Raw genomic sequence first — 17,485 nt, 5'->3', positions numbered from 1 at the left:
GGCGGTATCCAAGGGTCGATGAACGTGGCGACCAAGGCCATCGACAGGCTCGTTAATCCACCGCGAATGTCGGACCCGGACCGTCTGCGCACCGCCGTTCGCGGCAGGACGGTGGTGGTGACCGGTGCCTCGCACGGGTTGGGTAACGCCACCGCGATCAAACTCGCCGCGGCAGGCGCGACGGTGCTGGCCGTCGCGCGGTCGGCGGATGAACTCAATGCCCTGGCAGCCTCCGCCACCGCTCGCGGCGAGCGGGTGATCGCGCTGCCTGCAGACCTCACCAGCGACGGCGATGTCTCCGCATTGGCTGATCGAATACTTCAGGCCCATGGCCCGCCGGACATCGTGGTCAGCAATGCGGGCAAGTCGATCCGGCGACCACTGGACCAGCAGTACGGCCGGCTTCATGACTTCGATCGGACCATCGGTGTCAACTACCTGGGCCCAATTCACTTGCTGCTCGGGCTGCTTCCCGCGATGCGCGAGCGCGGCAGCGGCCACATCGTGAACATCTCCAGCGTCGGCGTGCGCGTGCCGCCCGGTCCGCGGTGGGGCGCATACCAAGCCTCGAAGGGCGCATTCGACATGTGGCTACGCAGCGTTGCTCCTGAGCTGCACGCCGACGGCGTGGACGTCACGTCGATCTACATGGCATTGATCCACACCCGGATGGTCGAGCCGACGAAGAGCCTGCGAAACGTGCCGGGCCTGTCTCCCGATCAGGCCGCGGACATCGTGGCGAGGGCGATCATCAAGCGGCCCAGGACCATTGCGCCGTGGTGGGTGTGGCCGGCGGAGCTGACGACGGTGTTTCTTCGCGCGCCCGTGGAGCGGGCCACTCAAGTCTGGTACCGGCGCACCCGAGAATCGGACGAACAATGACCGACCACGTGTTGACGACGGCCGCTCGGGCGCTGCTGCGTTCTCGGTTGCTGACGCCGCCGGGGCCACGCGGGGTGCTCGGCGTGGTACGCGAGGCTGCTCGCGGTGGGACGAATCCGTTCACTCTGCTTGCCGTCTCGGCGTCGCGATGGCCTTCGCGTGCGGCGTTGGTCGACGAGGACGGACCGATCAGCTATCGCGAATTGCAGTGGCATGCTGAGTCATTGGCCGTCGAACTGCGCGCCCGTGGCGCAGAGGCCGGGCAGGCGGTGGGCATCTTGTGCCGCAATGGACGCGGCTTTGTGGTGGCCGTCTTCGCTGCGGCATTGGTCGGCGCCGACGTGGTGTTGCTCAACACCGACTTTCGTACCGAAGCACTTACCTCTGCGCTGCAGACGCATCACGTGACGACGGTCGTCTGCGACGGTGAGTTCACCGAGACTGCCAGGGCGGCAGGTGCGCGTACCGTCATCGATCCGGCGGAAGCCGAAGTGCACCAGACCGGTTCGCGGCCGAGGGTCGCTGCCGGCGGACGTATCGTTCTTTTGACATCCGGTACGACAGGGACGCCGAAAGGTGTGCCGCGCAAACCGAAGATCGTATCTGCGCTTGGTGTGGGCGCCACGATTCTGGATCGCACCGGACTCCGTATCGGCGTGCGAATCGCCGTGGCGGTGCCGATGTTTCACGGACTCGGGTTCGGAATGTTGATCCTCACCATCGGTTTGGGTGGGACCGCCCTGGTGTTGCGTCGGTTCGACGCCGAAGCGACCCTGGCCCAGGCGTCCCAATGGCGTGCCGACGCGCTGACCGCAGTGCCCGTCATGCTTGCGCGCATTCTTGATCTTCCCGAGGAGGTGCGAACGCGAAATCCGTTGCCGTCGCTGCGTGTGGTGATCTCGAGCGGAGCGCGACTGGATCCCAGCTTGGCTAAACGCTTTACCGATGCGTACGGCGATGTCATCTACAACGGCTACGGTTCGTCGGAGGTCGGTATCGGCGCACTCGCTACGCCCGCTGATTTGCGCCAGGCCCCGGAAACTGTGGGCAGACCCGTTGCGGGCTGCCCGGTGGCGATCCTCGACGACGACGACAGGCGCGTGGGACCCGGTGTCACGGGACGCATCTTCGTCGGCGGCGACCTCACTTTCGACTCCTATACCGGCGGCGGCACGAAGGGCGTCGTCGGCGACATGATGGACACCGGGGACATGGGCTACCTCGACGAAGCCGGGCGGCTGTTCATCGTCGGTCGTGAAGACGACATGATCGTTTCCGGCGGCGAGAACGTCTACCCGCGCGCGGTCGAGAATGCGCTCGCCGAGCATCCCGACGTCGCCGACAACGCGGTGATCGGGGTGGCCGACCCGGACTACGGGGAGCGGCTTGCCGCGTACGTGGTGCCACAGACCACCATCGACGAAGCCGAGCTGCGAGAGTACTTGAAAAACAAAGTTTCTCGCTTCGAACAACCGCGCGACATTCAGATCGTCGAGCGCATTCCTCGCAATCCGGCTGGCAAGGTGCTGCGAAACGACCTGCCTCAATCGGGCTAACGGTTACGCTCCCGGCAAGGGGGCGTCATGTCAAAACAATTCCCGTCGCAGCAACCAGGATTGAACTACCTGACCGAGGGCGGTCAGGAGACCGAGATCATGTACAAGTACGGCTACGAGCTGCCGCACTTCGCGATGCTGCCGCTGCTCGACAACCCGCGCGCGATGGCGGAGCTGCGCGCGATGTACGGCCGGTACCTCGACACCGCTGCGCGCCACGGCTTCGGTGTGGTCATGGGCGGCCTTGACTACCGGGCGAGCCCGGACTGGGCGTCATTACTCGGATACCCCGGTTCCACGCTGGCCGAGATGCAGTTGCGCGCAATCGATTTCCTTCGCGAGGTGGCCAAGCCGTATCAAGGGCAGCTGCCGGCACTCCTGTACGCAGGCATTGTCGGCCCGCGCGGCGACGCCTATGAGTTGAACCGGACCATCACCGCCGCCGAGGCCGAGGACTACCACAGCGTCCAACTCGCAACGCTGGCGCTGGCAGGCGTCGACGTGGTCGAAGCGATGACGTTCAACGGTGTCGACGAAGTGGTCGGATTGTCCCGTGCCGCAGCGAGGGTGGGCCTGCCGCTTTCGGTTTCGTTCACGCTTGACAACAGCACGCAGCGACTCGTGTCGGGGCCCACTCTCAAAGAAGCGGTCGAGGCGGTCGATGCGCAGGCCGGTGATGACAGGCCGACGTTCTACGGCATCAACTGCTCACACCCACTCGAGTTCATGCCGGCGATCGAGCCGGGTAGCTGGTTCGAGCGCGTCCGCGTGCTTCGACCCAATGCCGCGATGATGGACAAGATCTCACTCTGCACGCTCGGCCATCTCGAGTCGGGCGACCCCGCGCAGCTCGGCGAGTTGATGGGTGGGCTGGCCGAGCAGTACCCGCACATCGACATGTGGGGTGGCTGCTGCGGCACGTGGGACACGCATCTCGACGAGATTGCGCGAAATGTGCATGCCGCGCGGGACGCGATGACGCTATAGCTCGTCGACGACCTGCTCGGCATCGGCGGCGGGTTGCCGCGGTGGTGCGATCCGATCCTCGATGCACTGACGGACGGAATCCTCGCCCTCGTTCAGACACAGCACGCCCAATCGGGTCACGCGCCACTGCGGCGGGGAGTCCGACCACCGGCTGAGGTAGATGAGTTCGGCATGCTCGAGCACTTGCAGGGCCTCGCGTACCGGCCGCTCCAGCCACACGGTATCGCCGTCTGCGGCGTCGGGGTACTTGCGATGCAGCCACCGCACGAGCTTCGCCTCGCTGAGGTCCGTGCCTTCGAGGAACGCCGGCATCAGGACTCTCGCCAGGTCCTCGGGGGGGACGCTCACGAGCATCGCTTCTATGTCGTCAGCCTCAGAAATCGTGAGCCTCGTCGTATCCGTAGTCCCCGCCGGGATCGAGGGGCAATGTCGGGGCGTCGACGCGATGGGGCACCGGCGTCGTGGCTATGGGTTGGGCCAGCGCATCGTGTGCTTCGTCGTACTCGTAGTCATGGCCTGGGCCGCTGCGGTTCTCTGTCATCCACCACCTCCTTCAATGGCACTTCGTAGGCTGCTCAGGATTATCCGCCCGATCCTAGGCGGACACCACCGCGCGGAGCGCGCATATCGACACTATGAGAGAATTCCGGGGATCCGCGCCGACGTGATGGCGCGCCATGGGGGAGTAACAGTGTTTGGAGTTTCCATGTCTGCCAACAGAATTGGTCACCTGTTGACGCTTATCACCGCTGCGGCGGCCTGGCTCGTCGCCATCCTCGTCATGACCGCGGCGACGCACGTTTCGACACTCGTCATTGTGCCGTTGACGCTGGTTTTCGGCCTCTTGGTCGGCGCCGTGAGCTGGGCCGTCGCCGGTGGCCCGGCGCCGGGTTGGCCAAGCGTCCTCGGCCGCGGCGCCGTCGCGGTCGGCGTGGGTGCCGTCGTCGGTGAACTCGCCGCAGTCGTGATCTTCTCCGGTCCGATCGATCGCGCTCTCGACGAGCGCGCCGCACGCACCGCCGACGCGACGCCCGTCGTCGCACAGGCTGCCGCGGAGCTCGACCGCGCCCGCGCTACCCGCAGCGCGCTCGATACCGCGGTCGACGACGCCGGGCGCCGGCGCGACGCGGCGCTCGTCGTCGCGCGTTGCGAGTTCCACCCGTCGCCGGCCTGCCCGCAGACCCACATCACCGGCGTGCCAGGGTCCGGACCCGAAACACGCACGGCCACAGACTTTCTCGCGGACAGCCAGCGGCAACTCGACACCGCGGTGGCCAACCGTGACCGCTTGGCGCCCGGGCTCGACGCCGAGATCGTCGCGCGCGACCAGGCATTGGAGCGGGCTCGCGCCTCGGCGATGAAGGACGCGGACCACGGTCTTGGTGCGCGTTGGGTCGCGATGAACGACCACACCCTCGCCAACCCCGGAGCAATGTTGCTGCGGCTTGCGACGATCGCGTTCTTCTCGCTGCTGTTGCTCCTACCCCTGCTCCTTCGGCTGTGGCGCGGCCGGACGAGCGAGGATCGGGGCGGGGCGGCGCGCGCGGAGGTCGAGCGCGCCGAACTGGCGGCCGACACCGCGATCGCGGTCAAGCGTGCCGAGGTGCGCACCGCCGTCGAAACGCTCTGGGCTGAACAGCAATTGGCCAGCGCTCGGCTTGCCGTCGAGGCGCAGACCGAGATCGATCGCGAACAGCAGCGCCGCCGCGTCATGGAGGCGCTCGACGCGACGCCACGACACACGCAGTCAGAACGGGTCGCTGAACCGACGCCCGAGCTGCCAGTGGCAGAAGCATCGGACAATCTGCCTGCGGTGGTCGAAGACGAGCCGAAGCCGGGCACGTCGTTGATTCCGACGATCCCGGACGTCACCAAGGCCGCGGCACGATGGCTGCGTCCGTTCGTGCCGCCGATCATCGCGACCGCGATCGACACCACGACCAAGCCGCTGCGCAGTGCACGCCAGGTCTTCGAAGAGACGGAGGAGATCCACTTCTCACTGCGGCGCACGCACAAGGTCAGCGTCGAGTCGGAGGAGCACGGGGCGGCCGTGTCGGCTGCGGATCGTCAACAAACGATGACAGAGCGCGACATGTACTCAGAACTGAGCGCAGGAGACAGTCCTCGCCAACTGCCGTCGGCCAAGTAGGTCAGCCCTCGGGGTGGCAGCCCGGGATGCTGCCCCACTCGGGATGCTGCTTCTCGGCCTTCACGCAATAGGCCTGGCCATCGTCGGTCGCCAGCCACTCCTTCTTCTGCTGCTCCTTGACGACAGCGCGGCCCTCCGGGCTCGCCGCCGAGTAGCCAGGGTTGGTGGCCGATGCGACGTTGCCGTTGCAATCCAGCGCTACGAGCACGATGTTCGACCCGGCTCCTGGGAATCCGTGCGGTGGCTTCGCCGATCTGGTGTGCCCGGTGACCAGGCAGTCGTTTTCGGATAACCGGTCGCCAACCCTCGCCGACACCTGGGGGGTCGCGCCCATGTTTTGGATGGTCGTCTTCGCGTCCGAGTACGTCATGCCCGTCAGGTCAGGCTCTGCGTTGGCCACGCCCGCCCCGAACATCGCGGCTGCTGCCCCGGCAGCCGCGGCTAGGACAATGAGCTTCCCCGTCATCACAACCCCCCCGGTTGTTGTGCACACCCCGTTATGTGCCCCTAGCAAACAATTGCACCACGTATGGGCGCGCGCAGAAGGCGTTTCCTCAATACGGTGATGCGTCTTTGATATCGCAACGGAACGACCACCGCGCGTCGGGCAGGTCCTTTGCTGCGCCGTGGCCCGTCTGCCGCTGCGATGCACTCCAGCGAACAGTTTTCAATACGGCACCGGCCGAGTAGCCTGTTAGGCATGAGTCGAATAACGGCGTCAGCGCTGCCGCCGGGCCCTCCGCTGCCCAAGTGGCTCCAGATGATCGTGTTCCTGCGCTATTGGCCGCGGTTCGTCGCCGCGTGCAGGCGTCGCTACGGCAAGGTGTTCACGATTCGCGCGGCGATGACCCCGCCGATGGTGTACCTGACCGAGCCGGCCGAGATCAAGAAGGTGTTCGCCGGTGACCCGAGTGTTTTCCACGCAGGCGAGGCCAACGTGATCCTTGGCGGTCTGCTCGGCGACACCTCGGTGCTGGTGATCGACGACGACGTGCATCGCGAACGGCGCCGGCTGATGCTGCCGCCGTTTCACCGCGACGCCGTCGCCAAACAAGTCGAGCAGATGACGGAGATCGCGGCGGCGAACATCGACGGATGGCCGGTGGGACGGCCGTTCGCAGTCGCGCCGAAGGCATCCGAGATCACTCTCGAGGTGATCCTGCGGACGGTCATCGGCGCGAGCGACCCGGCGCGACTTGCGGCGTTGCGCGCAGTCATGCCAAAGCTGTTGAACGTCACCCAGTGGACGTCCGTCGCGCTTGCCTGGCCCCGCCTGCAACAACTCCGCCCGTGGCGGACACTAGCGGAACGCATCCGAGAGGCCGACCGCCTGCTGTACGCCGAGATCGCCGAGCGCCGCGCCGACCCGCACCTCGACGAGCGCACCGACGCGTTGGCCATGCTGGTGCGCTCCACCGACGAAGACGGACGCACGCTCAGCGACCGCGAACTGCGCGACCAATTGATGACTTTGCTTGTCGCAGGCCATGATACGACCGCGACCGCGCTGTCATGGGCCCTCGAAAGGTTGACGCGCCACCCGGCGATACTGGCGAAAGCGGTGCATGCCGCCGACACCGGAGACGACGAATATCTTGACGCGGTGGCCAAGGAGACCCTGCGGATCCGGCCGGTCGTGCCCGACGTGGGCCGGGTGCTGAAGCAACCGGTCGAGCTGGCCGGTTACCAATTGCCCGAAGGTGTGATGGTCGTGCCTGCAATCGGCTTGGTGCACAGCGACTCCGAGCTGTATCCCGATGCGGAGCGATTCGATCCGGACCGGATGGTAGGCGCGACGTTGAGCCCGACGACCTGGTTCCCGTTCGGTGGCGGCAACCGGCGTTGCCTGGGCGCGACGTTCGCAATGGTCGAGATGCGGATCGTGCTCCGCGAAATCCTGCGAAGGGTCGAGCTGGCCACGACGACGGCCCCCGGCGAAACGCAGAGAGTCAAGCACGTGATCTTCGTCCCGCGCGACGGCGGACGAATTCGCGTGCGAGCGCGGCGCACGGCGCCGGTGGTTACTCAGCCAGCAGGTTGACGACGCCGCCGAATACCCGCGGAAACTGTGCTGCCGCAGGAACAATCAGCGGGCGCAGCGGAGACGCGGTTCCCCGTAGCACCGCCGCAGTCAGCATTCGGTACCGCCGCGACATCCGCAGCCAACGCCGGTCATAGTCTTGCGGTTGATCTGCCGCCACACACTCGACGGCGAGCTTCGCCGCGCCGAAAGCAATGCCGAGACCCTCCCCGGTCAGCGCATCGATGTAGCCCGCGGCATCACCGACCAACAACACCCGACCGGCCGTCCGACCACGCACCCGCTGGTGCAACGGTCCCGCCGCTCGGTCCGGACCGTGCGCGGCATCGCGAACCCGTTCGCGCAGTGCGGGAAACGCAGCCAGGTGCGCATCGAAGCCGCCCTTGCGCGACGTCAGTATCGCGACGCCGACGCAGTCGTCTCCGACCGGCGTGACGTACGCCTCGGCTGCGTCAGCCCAATACACCTCGACGCAATCGCTCCACGGTGTCATCACATGATGACGGCGGATGCCCCACCGGCGCGGTCCACGAGACGGCTTGGCCAGTCCAAGCGCGGCGCGAAGGGGCGAATGCAGCCCGTCGGCCGCGGCCAGATATCGCGCCTGAAAACCGCTGCAGTACACCGACGTTGCGCTCTGGCTCACTGGTCCGATATCGCCGTTCTCGATGCGCACTCCGGCATCGGCGGCCGCCTTCAACAACCCTGCGTGCAGCGCGGTTCTGCGGACGCCGCGCCCGGCGCCGCCGCGGAACCGCCCCGTCACGCGGTGCGTGCCGTCGACGTAGGCGATGCCGTGAAACGGTTTACCCGGCGGGTCCACGCCCAGGCTGTCCAGCAGGGCCAGCGCATGCGGCATCAGTCCCTCGCCGCACGCCTTGTCGACGGGGCCGTCCCGTCGCTCGACCACCACGACTTCCAGCCCGGCACGCGCACCGAAGATCGCGGTGGCCAGCCCGGCCGGTCCGCCGCCTGCCACGAGCAGGTCGATCATCGCAGTCTCGCCAACGCGGTGTTCTCGACACCGATACGGGTCCGTAGCACAAAGAAGTTGAGCACCGTGAACGCCGCCGCGGTGATCCACGCCGTGTGCACCAACGGCAGCGCGATACCTTCGACGACGACCGCGACATAGTTCGGGTGCGAGAAGAACCGGTACGGGCCGCCGGTCACTCGCTCCGCGTCGGGGATCACGACCACACGCGTGTTCCATTGGTGGCCAAGTGTCGTGATGCACCACCAGCGCAACGCCTGTGCGGCCAGCACGACCGCAAACATCGGCCAGCCAAGGGCAGGCAGGAACGGGCGATACATGGCCTCTATCAGACAGCCCACCAGCAGACCGGTGTGCAACGCGACCATTGCCGGATAGTGCCGCGCACCGAACTCGACGCCACCGCGGGTGCGGCTCCATGCCAGGTTACGTTGCGAAACAACGAGTTCCGCGATCCGTTCGGCCGCCACTGCGGCGATCAACAGCACATAGGCGACCATGTTCAGTGCCAGCGCAACAACACCAGTTCCGCGCAGAACCCTGGCCCCATCGCCATCAACAGGCCCGGCGTGCCTGCCGGTGGTGGCTTGGCGCGCGCGTCGCGCAGAATGTGCAGCACCGACGCCGACGAGATGTTGCCGATCTCGGCCAACGACCGCCAGGACAGCTCCAGTGCGTTGTCGTCGAGGTCGAGGGCGCTGTTGATCGCCTCCAAAACCCTTGGCCCACCGGGATGTGACACCCACGAGCCGATGTCGTCGACCGTCAGATCGTGCTCGGCGAGAAAGCCGGTTACGTCGTCGGCGAAGTACTTCTCGATGAGGTCTGGCAGATCGGGGGACAGGACGAGTTGGAAGCCCGAAGCGCCGACGTCCCAACCCATTATGTTCAGCGAGTCTGGATACATCCGGCTGCGTGTCGCGAGCACATCGGGTCCGGCCACGCCGTCACGCAGGCCACGGCGGTCACCGACGGCGACGACGGCGGCGGCACCGTCTGCGAACAATGCGCTGCCGACCAGAGTGGCCATGGTCGGCTCGGCGGCCGCGTACATCAGCGAGCACAACTCGACTGACACCAGCACGGCGACGTCGTCGGGTGCCCCGCGCAGGTAGTCGTGCAGCCGCGCGATACCTGCCGCGCCTGCTACACATCCGAGACCGAAGATCGGGACGCGACGCACATCGGGCCGCAGACCCAACCGGCCTGCGATGCGGGCATCCAGCGACGGCACCGCGATGCCGGTGACGGTCGTGGTGACGATCAGGTCGATGTCACTGGGCTGCAGGCCGGCGTCCTCGAGCGCGCCCGACAAGGCCTCGCAGCCGAGTTGGACGGCGTGTTCGATGAAGAGGTCGTTGGTTTGGCCGAAGTCGCCGAGCATCGGGTATTCGTCGATCGGGAGGATGAGATTCCTGCCGTCGACCTTCGCGCTGGCGTGCAGACTGCGCACGGCCTTCTCGTATCCGGCGAAGGCGGGAGCAGCGACGAATGCGTCGGTGATCTCGTCCTGGCTGTATCGATGCGGGGGAACTGCTCCGTGTACACCTGCAATAACGCTCACGTACTAGACACGTGGCCCGGAGCCGGTCGGTTCGATCTCGCCACTGTGCGGTTCCTGCGCATGTGCTTGACCGTCGCTGAAACCGAGCCGTCGGTGCACACCGACCATCCACTGCGGTGACCACCAATTCCATTGGCCCATAACGTGCATGAACGCAGGCACCAGCACCATCCGCACCAGCGTCGCGTCGACCAGGATCGCCAACGTCAGACCGAGGCCGAACAGTTTCATCACGGCCACCTCGGCGGCCATCAACGCCGCGAACGAGATCGACATGATCAGCGCGGCGGCGGTGATGATCCGCCCGGTATAGGCGATGCCGCGGGCCACGCTCTCCTCGTTGTCGGCTCGGGTCTTACCTGAGGCCAGCCAGAATTCCCGGATCCGTGAAACCAGGAACACTTCGTAGTCCATCGACAGGCCGAACGCGATGCAGAACAACAGCACGGGGATGTTGGCCACCAGCGTCCCGGTGGGTGTGGTGCCGAGTGCGCCGAGATGGCCGTCCTGGAAGATCCACACCATCGCACCGAACGCGGCTGTCAGAGAAAGCACGTTGAGCACCAACGCTTTCAGCGGCATGACGACGCTGCCGGTCAGCAGGAACAGCAACACGAACATGATGACGGCGATCAGCCCGAGCACCAGCGGCAGCCGTGAGGTGATCGCGTCGACGCTGTCGCGGTTGGTCTGCGCCGCGCCGGTCATGTCCACCTGCTTGCCGGCCGGGCCGGGTACGGCGTGTAAGCGGTCGAGCTGCTTTTCCGAGCGATCGGAGAACATCGGGGCCGAACTGTCGACGGTGAGGAAAGCGCTGTCGGCAACCAGGCCTGCGGGTGCAGACACCGGGCCGACCCAGTTGCCGTCGACGAACGTCCCGGTGGGCGCAGATACGGCGGACACATCGGGCACGCGAGACAGGTCGGCTGCATACCTGCCGATGTCGGCTCCAGTGACGCCGGTGGTGTCTGGGATGACGATGGTCACCGCGGCGTCGGAGTTGTGGACGAAGTCGCGGCGCAACTGGTCGCCGACCTGATGAGACGACGCAGAGTGGGGCAGCACGCGGTCGTCAGGGAAGCCCCAGCGCACGCTCAGGAACGGCGCGCCGAGAAGCAACAGCAGCGCGACGCCGGCCAATCCGAGCGGAATCGCTTTGTGCATAACACAACTCGCGGACCGGTACCAGAACCGCCGCTCGACGGGCACGGGTTGCGGTTCGGCGCGACCGAACACGCGGCGGATCAGTCGGCGCACGTCGAGTGAGTTCAGTCGATCGCCGAGCAGCACCAGTGCAGCGGGTGCGACGACGATCGCGGCGACCGCGGCGAAGGCCACCGTCGCGACGCCGGCGTAGGCAAACGATTTGAGGAAATGCATCGGGAAGAGCACGAGGACCGCCATCGACAGCGCGACGGTCGTGGCGGAGAACGCGACGGTGCGGCCCGCGGTCGTCATCGTGCGCACCAGTGCTTCCTCGCGGCCGGCGCCCTCGGCAAGCTCGTCGCGGAACCGGCTGATCATCAGCAGGGTGTAGTCGATGGCCAGCGCCAGGCCCATCGCGGTGGTGAGGTTGAGCGCGAAGATCGACACGTCGGTGGCAAAGGAGATCAGCCGCAGCACCGACAACGCTCCGAGGATCGCCATCATGCCGACGGCCACTGGCAGCGCGGCGGCCACCAGCCCGCCGAATGCCCAGACCAGCACGAGGAAGCTCAGCGGGATGGCCAGCGACTCCATCACCAGCAGGTCGCGCTGCGACTGCTCGGTGATCTGGACGTTGACCATCGCGGCCCCGCCGGACCGGACGGTAACGCCGTCATGGTCGCCTGCCACCGCCTCGGATAACTCCCTGGCGTAGCGCTGCTGCTGATTCTCGTCGCCGGTGATGCCCGCGACGACGAGCCCCGAGGAGCCGTCGCGGCTGATCAGATCGGCGGCGGCGGGCGGTGGCGCGGTCCATGCCGACGTGACATGCGCGACGTGTGGCGAACTACGGAGTTGGTCAACGATTTCGTTGCCTGCGGCCCGAGCAGCGGCGCTGTCGGCGCCGTCGGGGGTCGAGATGACGATCAGCAACTGCACGTCGCCCTGGTGGAACTTGTCGGTCAAGATCTCGGTTGCCCTGGCCGATTCCGATGTCGGGTCCTGAAATCCACTGGCAGAAAGGCTTTTCGCGACGGGGACGCCGAATATTCCGAGGGCGACAGTGAGCAGCACCGCGGAAGCGATAACACGTCGCGGTGCGGCGATGGCCAATTCGGCGATGCGGTGCAGCAGCGGTTGTCCTCCGATCGGTGCCCTGTCCCTTCAACGAAATTCATGCGGTAGTTGTTCAATACCTCGCTGCATGCGGGAGTCGCCTGCTCGACGTACGGTGGTAAGTGCGTGTCGTCGTCGAAACCAGTTGCTTTGCTGCGCATCAACTTCGGAGCGCGTTAAGCACGCGTCCAATGTGGGAACACGATGTATCGCTGCGCGTCGGGGTGCGGACGGTTAGGTCGGTTAGGACTGGGAAGGATTGGCATGACCCTGCCTCAAGGTTCACGCCTTGGCACCCGCTTCGGGCCCTACGAGCTGAACTCGCTGATCGGGGTCGGCGGTATGGGTGAGGTGTATCGCGCCTACGACACCGTGAAGGACAGGACGGTGGCGGTCAAGGTGCTACGGGCTGAGATGGCCGCGGACCCGACCTATCAGGAGCGTTTCAGGCGGGAGTCGCGGGTGGCGGCCCGGCTGCAGGAGCCGCACGTCATTCCCGTGCACGACTTCGGGGACATCGACGGGGTGCTGTACATCGACATGCGCCTGGTCGAGGGCGGCAGCCTCAAGGACGAACTGCGGGCGAACGGGCCGCTTGCGCCGGCCCGGGCCGCGTCGATCATCGCGCAGGTGGCTGCGGCGCTGGACGCCGCGCACGCCGACGGCCTGGTACATCGCGACATCAAACCGGAGAATGTGCTGCTGACCTCCGACGACTTCGCGTACCTGGTGGACTTCGGGATCGCGCACGGCGGCGGCGACGCGAGTGTGACCTCGACGGGGTTGATCATCGGATCTTGCGCCTACATGTCGGCGGAGCGGTTCAGCGGCGGGCAGGTGGGGCCTGCCGCCGATGTGTACTCGCTGACCTGCCTGCTCTACGAGAGCCTGACGGGTCGGCCACCCTTTGAGACGGGGGATCTGCGTCAACTGATGACGGCGCACATGTTCTCGCCGCCGCCGCGGCCGAGCATCATGCGGCGGGGCATTCCGAGGGCCTTCGATGACGTCATCGCGAAGGGCATGGCGAAGAAGCCAGGGGAGCGGTTCGCCTCGGCGGGTGAGTTGGCCAGAGCGACGACGGCCGCGGTTTCGGGCGGCCCCGTGCCGCCTGCGCCTGCGGTCCCCGCGGTGACCAGCCCCCCACCGGCTTCGACGCGGCAGTTCTCGGCCGTGTATCCGAATCCGGCGGGCACGGGCTATACGCCGTATCCGCCGCAGCCGATTCCTGCGCCTGAGCCGGTGCCGTCGCCGCAGAAGTCGAGGTTCGGCGGCAGCCAGGTGGCGCTCGTGATCGCGACGGTCGTGCTGTTCGGCGTGGCGGTGGTGTTGGCGATGCAGCTGTTCTCCGGCGGCGACGACACGGCGGCACCGCCGTCGACCACGGTCACCGCGCCGCCGCCGTCGGTGAGCACGACCACGGAGACGGTTTCGCCATCGACCACGACGACGACCACGCCGTCGACAACGACCTCGACGACGCCGACGACAACTGGGACACCGTTGCCGGGAGTGTCTGGCACGGATGCCCAGGGGTTCGTCGGGCACGCGGCGCGGTGCGACGCGGGGAACACGGCGGTGGCCGCGATCAGGACGGCGCAGTCACTCGCGGTGATATGCCAGACGAGTGCGGGCAGCTACTACTACCACGGTGAACGGTTGCGCGACGGCGCCAACGTACGGCTCAGCAACGCCGTGCCCAATGGCGGCGGTTTTGATGTCAGCAACCCGGCCGACGGCGCGAGCTATGAGGTGCGGCCCGATCATCTGACCATCCGCAGCAACGGGCATGTGGATTCGGACGAGCCGGCGTTGGAGTACTCCGCCGGACCGTAAAAGCGTGGCGGTCGACGGCTGGTTTGATTGCGCTGCTCGGGCGGTGTTCTCTTCTAGAGACTGTCAACAATTGATGACAGCCCCGGGAGGAGTGCAGTCAGCCTCTGGCTTGGACGCCGTCACTTGCCGCCGAAGACGACGTTCTCCAGTGGCTCACCCCGTTGCAGGCGCCCGATGTTCGCAGCGATGTCGTCTGCCCGTCCCGCGAAGGTGTCCCGCGTGACGCCCGACGAGTGCGGCGTCATCAACACGTTCGACAGCTCCGCGAACGGCAGGTCACTCGGCGGAGCAGCACCCTGGCCCGACGGGTAGCGATACCAGACATCGATCGCCGCAGCGCGGATCACCCCGGCCGCCAACGCGTCGTACAACGCCCGCTCCTGCACCAGCGGACCTCGCCCGACATTGATCAACACGCCGTCATGTCCCAGTGCGCGCAGCTGCCCAGGGCCGATCATTCCCTCGGTGTGCTCATACAGCGGCGCCGACACCACCGCGACGTCGCACTCTGTCAGCAGTCGATCCAGCTCCGTCGTCGGCCCGGACCACTCCAGGCCACACGCGGAAACCCGCCCCGAGCCCGTCACCGCCGACCCGCTACAACCGAAGGCGCGGAACAAGTTCCATGCGCACCGGCCGATGTGCCCGAACCCGACGAACCCGATGTGTGCGCTGCCCAAGATGTCGAGCTGAGCTATCGCGCCGTCGTACACCGACGTCGCCCACACGCCGCGCCGCAACTGACGGTCCTGCGCCAGAAACTCGCGGCGCAGCATCACCGCGGCCGCGACCACATACTCGGCAATCGACCGCTCATGGTGAAACGTATTGGCCACCAGAACATCCGGACCCAGCGACGAGAAGTCCACCTTGTCGGTTCCCGCACCGGCGACGTGAATCAACCGCAGCTTCTGCGCCACGCCCGCCATGTCCGCGGTGAACCTGCTCCCGACATAAACATCGGCGTTCCGCAACCCGTCGCCGCCCCAACTCACCTCGGCACCCGGTGGCATCGCCGCTTCGAACCGCTCGCGGTGCGGCAGCAGGTTCCTATCTGCGACGACAATCTTCATCGTTGCAGCGCAGGGCGTTTCGGGTCGAACGTCCAGCCGGGGATCAGGTATTGCATCGCGACGGCGTCGTCGCGGCTGCCGAGCCCTTCGCGTTGATACAACTCGTGTGCCGCGCTGACGGCCGCCATGTCGAGTTCGACCCCAAGCCCCGGTTTGTTTGGCACCGTGAGGTAGCCGTCGACGATCTGGTACGGCTCGACCGTGATCCGTTGGCCGTCCTGCCATATCCAGTGGGTGTCGATCGCGGTGATCGTGCCAGGTGCCGCGGCCGCGACATGGGTGAACATCGCCAGCGAAACGTCGAAGTGGTTGTTGGAGTGCGACCCCCAGGTCAACCCCCATGCATCGCATAGCTGCGCGACGCGCACCGACCCGGCCATCGTCCAGAAGTGCGGATCGGCCAACGGGATGTCTACCGCGTTCGCGCGGATCGCGTGACCAAGTTCGCGCCAGTCGGTGCCGATCATGTTCGTCGCCGTCCGCAGACCGGTCGCCCGTTTGAATTCCGCCATCACCTCGCGACCGGAGAAACCGCCCTCGGGACCGACCGGATCCTCGGCGTAGGCCAACACATCCGTCAGCTCGCGACACGTCCTCACCGCGTCCGCCAGTAGCCAACCGCCGTTGGGGTCCAACGTGATTCGAGCGTCGGGGAATCGCTCCGCCAGTGCGATCACGGCCTTGGCCTCGTCGGCCGCCGGCAGCACGCCGCCCTTCAGCTTGAAGTCGCGGAACCCGTACCGCGCCCGCGCCGCTTCCGCGAGACTCACGACGGCGTCCGGTGTCAGCGCTTCCTCATGGCGCAGTCGCAGCCAGTCGTCGGCCTCGTCGGGCGCCGATCGGTACGCGAGATCCGTCTTGGTGCGGTCGCCGACGAAGAACAGATACCCCAGCGCTTGCACACGATCCCGCTGCTGCCCTTCGCCCAACAGCGCCGCCACCGGCACCTCGAGATGCTTGCCGAGAAGGTCGAGCATCGCCGACTCGACGGCGGTCACCGCATGCACGGCGACGCGCAGGTCGAACGTCTGCGCGCCGCGCCCCGCGGCGTCACGGTCGCCGAACACGCGCCGCATGTCGTTGAGCACAGCGTGGTAGTCGCCGATGCTGCGGCCGGTGACCAGAGCACCTGCCTCCTCGAGTGTGCGACGGATCGGTTCACCGCCAGGAACTTCACCGACACCGGTGTTGCCCTCGGAGTCGGTGAGGACCACCAGGTTTCGGGTGAAGTACGGCCCGTGCGCGCCGCTGAGGTTCAGCAGCATGCTGTCGTGGCCCGCGACTGGGATCACCGTGATGTCGCTAACGACGGGTGTGTTCATGCCATCTCCTTACGACGCGAACCATTTGTCGCCGTTGGCCAGTGGGCGCACGACGCGGGACACCTTGTCGCCCATCGTGCAAAGCGCGTCGACGATCTCGCGCTCACGGTCCTTCGTCAGCCGGCCCACCGGCACTGAGCAGCTGATGGCGTCCTGCGCGGGTGTGCAGTAGCGCAGCGCGACGGCGAAACACCGCAGTCCCGTGGTGTTCTCCTCGTGGTCTGCGGCAAAACCCCGCACCCTCACGTCGTCGAGCACCTCGTCGAGCGCGGCGCGGTCGACCACCGTGTTGGCGGTGAGCGCCCGAAGCGCGCCCGGGATGTGCTCGTCGCGGTCGGTGCCGAACCGCTCGGCCAGCAGCGACTTACCCAGCGCGGTGGAGTATGCCGGCAGCCGCCTGCCGACCCGATTCGCCGCGCGGGTGTACTGCTTGGACTCGCGGGTGGCCAGGTATACGACGTCGGTGCCGTCGAGGCGGCCGAGGTGAAATGTCTCGTCGAGGTCCTGGCGCAGGTCGTCGAGGAACGGGGTGATCAGCGGCAGGTACGGGTCGCTGTCCAGGTAGCTCGTGCCGACGAGCAGTGCGCGAATGCCGATGCCGTACAGCGTGCCTGACGGATCGCACCGTACCCAGCCCTGCGCGACGAGCGTGCGCAGCAGGGCGTGCGCGCTGCTGCGGGGCATGTCGAGTGCGTCACTGATCTCGCGGAGGCGCGCAGGGTGGTCGGGCCGGGCGGCCAGGTACTCGAGCAGCTCCACGGTCCGCACGGCGGATTTCACCTTGCGTACGGCGATGTCGGGCTCGTCAGTCACGGTCCT

At 66.7% G+C, this 17,485-nt stretch carries 16 protein-coding genes; 6 read left to right on the top strand and 10 right to left on the bottom strand.

Going from position 1 to position 17,485, the window contains the following annotated elements; all coding sequences use genetic code 11:
• Nucleotides 1-18: 18 nt before the first annotated feature.
• The 3 genes from GGC64_RS25495 to GGC64_RS25485 are packed head-to-tail and all read left to right on the top strand — an operon-like array spanning nucleotide 19 to nucleotide 3,425.
• Complete coding sequence (locus tag GGC64_RS25495; protein ID WP_192725376.1) at nucleotides 19-882, top strand: SDR family NAD(P)-dependent oxidoreductase; 864 nt, start codon at nucleotides 19-21, stop codon at nucleotides 880-882.
• On the top strand, nucleotides 879-2,438 hold the full coding sequence (locus GGC64_RS25490; RefSeq protein ID WP_192725375.1) for an AMP-binding protein: 1,560 nt from the start codon (nucleotides 879-881) through the stop codon (nucleotides 2,436-2,438). Before GGC64_RS25495 ends, GGC64_RS25490 begins: the two co-directional genes overlap by 4 nt.
• 27 nt (nucleotides 2,439-2,465) lie before the next feature.
• Nucleotides 2,466-3,425, top strand: a complete 960-nt coding sequence (locus GGC64_RS25485) for a homocysteine S-methyltransferase family protein (protein WP_192725374.1) — start codon at nucleotides 2,466-2,468, stop codon at nucleotides 3,423-3,425.
• Here the strand turns inward: GGC64_RS25485 and GGC64_RS25480 are convergent.
• Entirely contained in the window at nucleotides 3,420-3,773 is a 354-nt protein-coding gene (locus tag GGC64_RS25480; protein ID WP_192725373.1) for a hypothetical protein, read from the bottom strand. The two genes, GGC64_RS25485 and GGC64_RS25480, sit on opposite strands and share 6 nt — an antisense overlap.
• A gap of 25 nt (nucleotides 3,774-3,798) precedes the next feature.
• On the bottom strand, nucleotides 3,799-3,966 hold the full coding sequence (locus tag GGC64_RS25475) for a hypothetical protein (RefSeq protein ID WP_192725372.1): 168 nt from the start codon (nucleotides 3,964-3,966) through the stop codon (nucleotides 3,799-3,801).
• Between the two features lie 165 nt (nucleotides 3,967-4,131).
• Between GGC64_RS25475 and GGC64_RS25470 the strand changes: the two genes are divergently transcribed.
• The gene (locus tag GGC64_RS25470) at nucleotides 4,132-5,574 is read left to right on the top strand and encodes a DUF4407 domain-containing protein (RefSeq protein ID WP_192725371.1); all 1,443 of its coding nucleotides are present in this window, start codon (nucleotides 4,132-4,134) and stop codon (nucleotides 5,572-5,574) included.
• Between the two features lies 1 nt (nucleotide 5,575).
• Here the strand turns inward: GGC64_RS25470 and GGC64_RS25465 are convergent, their stop codons facing one another.
• Nucleotides 5,576-6,040, bottom strand: coding sequence for a hypothetical protein (locus GGC64_RS25465; protein ID WP_192725370.1), 465 nt, complete (start codon nucleotides 6,038-6,040; stop codon nucleotides 5,576-5,578).
• Nucleotides 6,041-6,274: 234 nt separating this feature from the next.
• Between GGC64_RS25465 and GGC64_RS25460 the strand changes: the two genes are divergently transcribed.
• Complete coding sequence (locus GGC64_RS25460; protein ID WP_192725369.1) at nucleotides 6,275-7,615, top strand: cytochrome P450; 1,341 nt, start codon at nucleotides 6,275-6,277, stop codon at nucleotides 7,613-7,615.
• On the opposite strand, the gene GGC64_RS25455 is transcribed toward GGC64_RS25460, so the two are convergent.
• From GGC64_RS25455 to GGC64_RS25440, 4 genes are read right to left on the bottom strand one after another with little or no spacing between them, the layout of a single operon-like run.
• The gene (locus tag GGC64_RS25455; protein WP_192725368.1) at nucleotides 7,596-8,609 is read right to left on the bottom strand and encodes an NAD(P)/FAD-dependent oxidoreductase; all 1,014 of its coding nucleotides are present in this window, start codon (nucleotides 8,607-8,609) and stop codon (nucleotides 7,596-7,598) included. The two genes, GGC64_RS25460 and GGC64_RS25455, sit on opposite strands and share 20 nt — an antisense overlap.
• Nucleotides 8,606-9,109 (bottom strand): isoprenylcysteine carboxyl methyltransferase family protein, encoded by a 504-nt coding sequence (locus GGC64_RS25450; protein ID WP_192725367.1) that lies wholly within the window; start codon nucleotides 9,107-9,109, stop codon nucleotides 8,606-8,608. Before GGC64_RS25450 ends, GGC64_RS25455 begins: the two co-directional genes overlap by 4 nt.
• 2 nt (nucleotides 9,110-9,111) lie before the next feature.
• Nucleotides 9,112-10,173 carry a 3-oxoacyl-[acyl-carrier-protein] synthase III C-terminal domain-containing protein gene (locus GGC64_RS25445; protein WP_192725366.1) on the bottom strand — a complete coding sequence of 354 codons (1,062 nt, stop codon included), beginning with the start codon at nucleotides 10,171-10,173 and terminating at the stop codon, nucleotides 9,112-9,114.
• A gap of 3 nt (nucleotides 10,174-10,176) precedes the next feature.
• Nucleotides 10,177-12,453 (bottom strand): MMPL family transporter, encoded by a 2,277-nt coding sequence (locus GGC64_RS25440; protein ID WP_192725927.1) that lies wholly within the window; start codon nucleotides 12,451-12,453, stop codon nucleotides 10,177-10,179.
• Between the two features lie 246 nt (nucleotides 12,454-12,699).
• Here GGC64_RS25440 and GGC64_RS25435 point away from each other — a divergent pair, with 246 nt between their 5' ends.
• Nucleotides 12,700-14,271, top strand: coding sequence for a serine/threonine-protein kinase (locus tag GGC64_RS25435; RefSeq protein WP_192725365.1), 1,572 nt, complete (start codon nucleotides 12,700-12,702; stop codon nucleotides 14,269-14,271).
• Between the two features lie 119 nt (nucleotides 14,272-14,390).
• Here GGC64_RS25435 and GGC64_RS25430 read toward each other — a convergent pair whose 3' ends face one another.
• From GGC64_RS25430 to GGC64_RS25420, 3 genes are read right to left on the bottom strand one after another with little or no spacing between them, the layout of a single operon-like run.
• Nucleotides 14,391-15,344, bottom strand: coding sequence for a 2-hydroxyacid dehydrogenase (locus tag GGC64_RS25430; protein ID WP_192725364.1), 954 nt, complete (start codon nucleotides 15,342-15,344; stop codon nucleotides 14,391-14,393).
• A complete protein-coding gene (locus GGC64_RS25425) occupies nucleotides 15,341-16,666 on the bottom strand; it encodes an enolase C-terminal domain-like protein (protein WP_192725363.1) in 1,326 nt (441 codons plus the stop codon). The genes GGC64_RS25430 and GGC64_RS25425 overlap by 4 nt, the downstream gene beginning before the upstream one ends.
• Before the next feature lie 9 nt (nucleotides 16,667-16,675).
• A complete protein-coding gene (locus GGC64_RS25420; protein ID WP_192725362.1) occupies nucleotides 16,676-17,479 on the bottom strand; it encodes an IclR family transcriptional regulator in 804 nt (267 codons plus the stop codon).
• Nucleotides 17,480-17,485: the final 6 nt, after the last annotated feature.

Source organism: Mycobacterium sp. OAS707, from assembly GCF_014873705.1.
In the GTDB taxonomy this organism is placed as follows: Bacteria; Actinomycetota; Actinomycetes; order Mycobacteriales; family Mycobacteriaceae; genus Mycobacterium.
The sequence above is the reverse complement of the archived record's forward strand: the minus strand, read 5'-3'. Positions and strand labels throughout refer to the sequence as shown.

What these genes read in the sequence shown, in the direction of transcription:
- GGC64_RS25460 (WP_192725369.1), top strand. Translation starts at nt 6,275, where the DNA reads ATGAGTCGAATAACGGCGTCAGCGCTGCCGCCGGGCCCTCCGCTGCCC.
- GGC64_RS25485 (WP_192725374.1), top strand. Translation starts at nt 2,466, where the DNA reads ATGTCAAAACAATTCCCGTCGCAGCAACCAGGATTGAACTACCTGACC.
- GGC64_RS25450 (WP_192725367.1), bottom strand. Translation starts at nt 9,109, where the DNA reads ATGGTCGCCTATGTGCTGTTGATCGCCGCAGTGGCGGCCGAACGGATC.
- GGC64_RS25425 (WP_192725363.1), bottom strand. Translation starts at nt 16,666, where the DNA reads ATGAACACACCCGTCGTTAGCGACATCACGGTGATCCCAGTCGCGGGC.
- GGC64_RS25475 (WP_192725372.1), bottom strand. Translation starts at nt 3,966, where the DNA reads ATGACAGAGAACCGCAGCGGCCCAGGCCATGACTACGAGTACGACGAA.
- GGC64_RS25465 (WP_192725370.1), bottom strand. Translation starts at nt 6,040, where the DNA reads ATGACGGGGAAGCTCATTGTCCTAGCCGCGGCTGCCGGGGCAGCAGCC.
- GGC64_RS25430 (WP_192725364.1), bottom strand. Translation starts at nt 15,344, where the DNA reads ATGAAGATTGTCGTCGCAGATAGGAACCTGCTGCCGCACCGCGAGCGG.
- GGC64_RS25495 (WP_192725376.1), top strand. Translation starts at nt 19, where the DNA reads ATGAACGTGGCGACCAAGGCCATCGACAGGCTCGTTAATCCACCGCGA.
- GGC64_RS25490 (WP_192725375.1), top strand. Translation starts at nt 879, where the DNA reads ATGACCGACCACGTGTTGACGACGGCCGCTCGGGCGCTGCTGCGTTCT.
- GGC64_RS25470 (WP_192725371.1), top strand. Translation starts at nt 4,132, where the DNA reads ATGTCTGCCAACAGAATTGGTCACCTGTTGACGCTTATCACCGCTGCG.
- GGC64_RS25455 (WP_192725368.1), bottom strand. Translation starts at nt 8,609, where the DNA reads ATGATCGACCTGCTCGTGGCAGGCGGCGGACCGGCCGGGCTGGCCACC.
- GGC64_RS25435 (WP_192725365.1), top strand. Translation starts at nt 12,700, where the DNA reads ATGACCCTGCCTCAAGGTTCACGCCTTGGCACCCGCTTCGGGCCCTAC.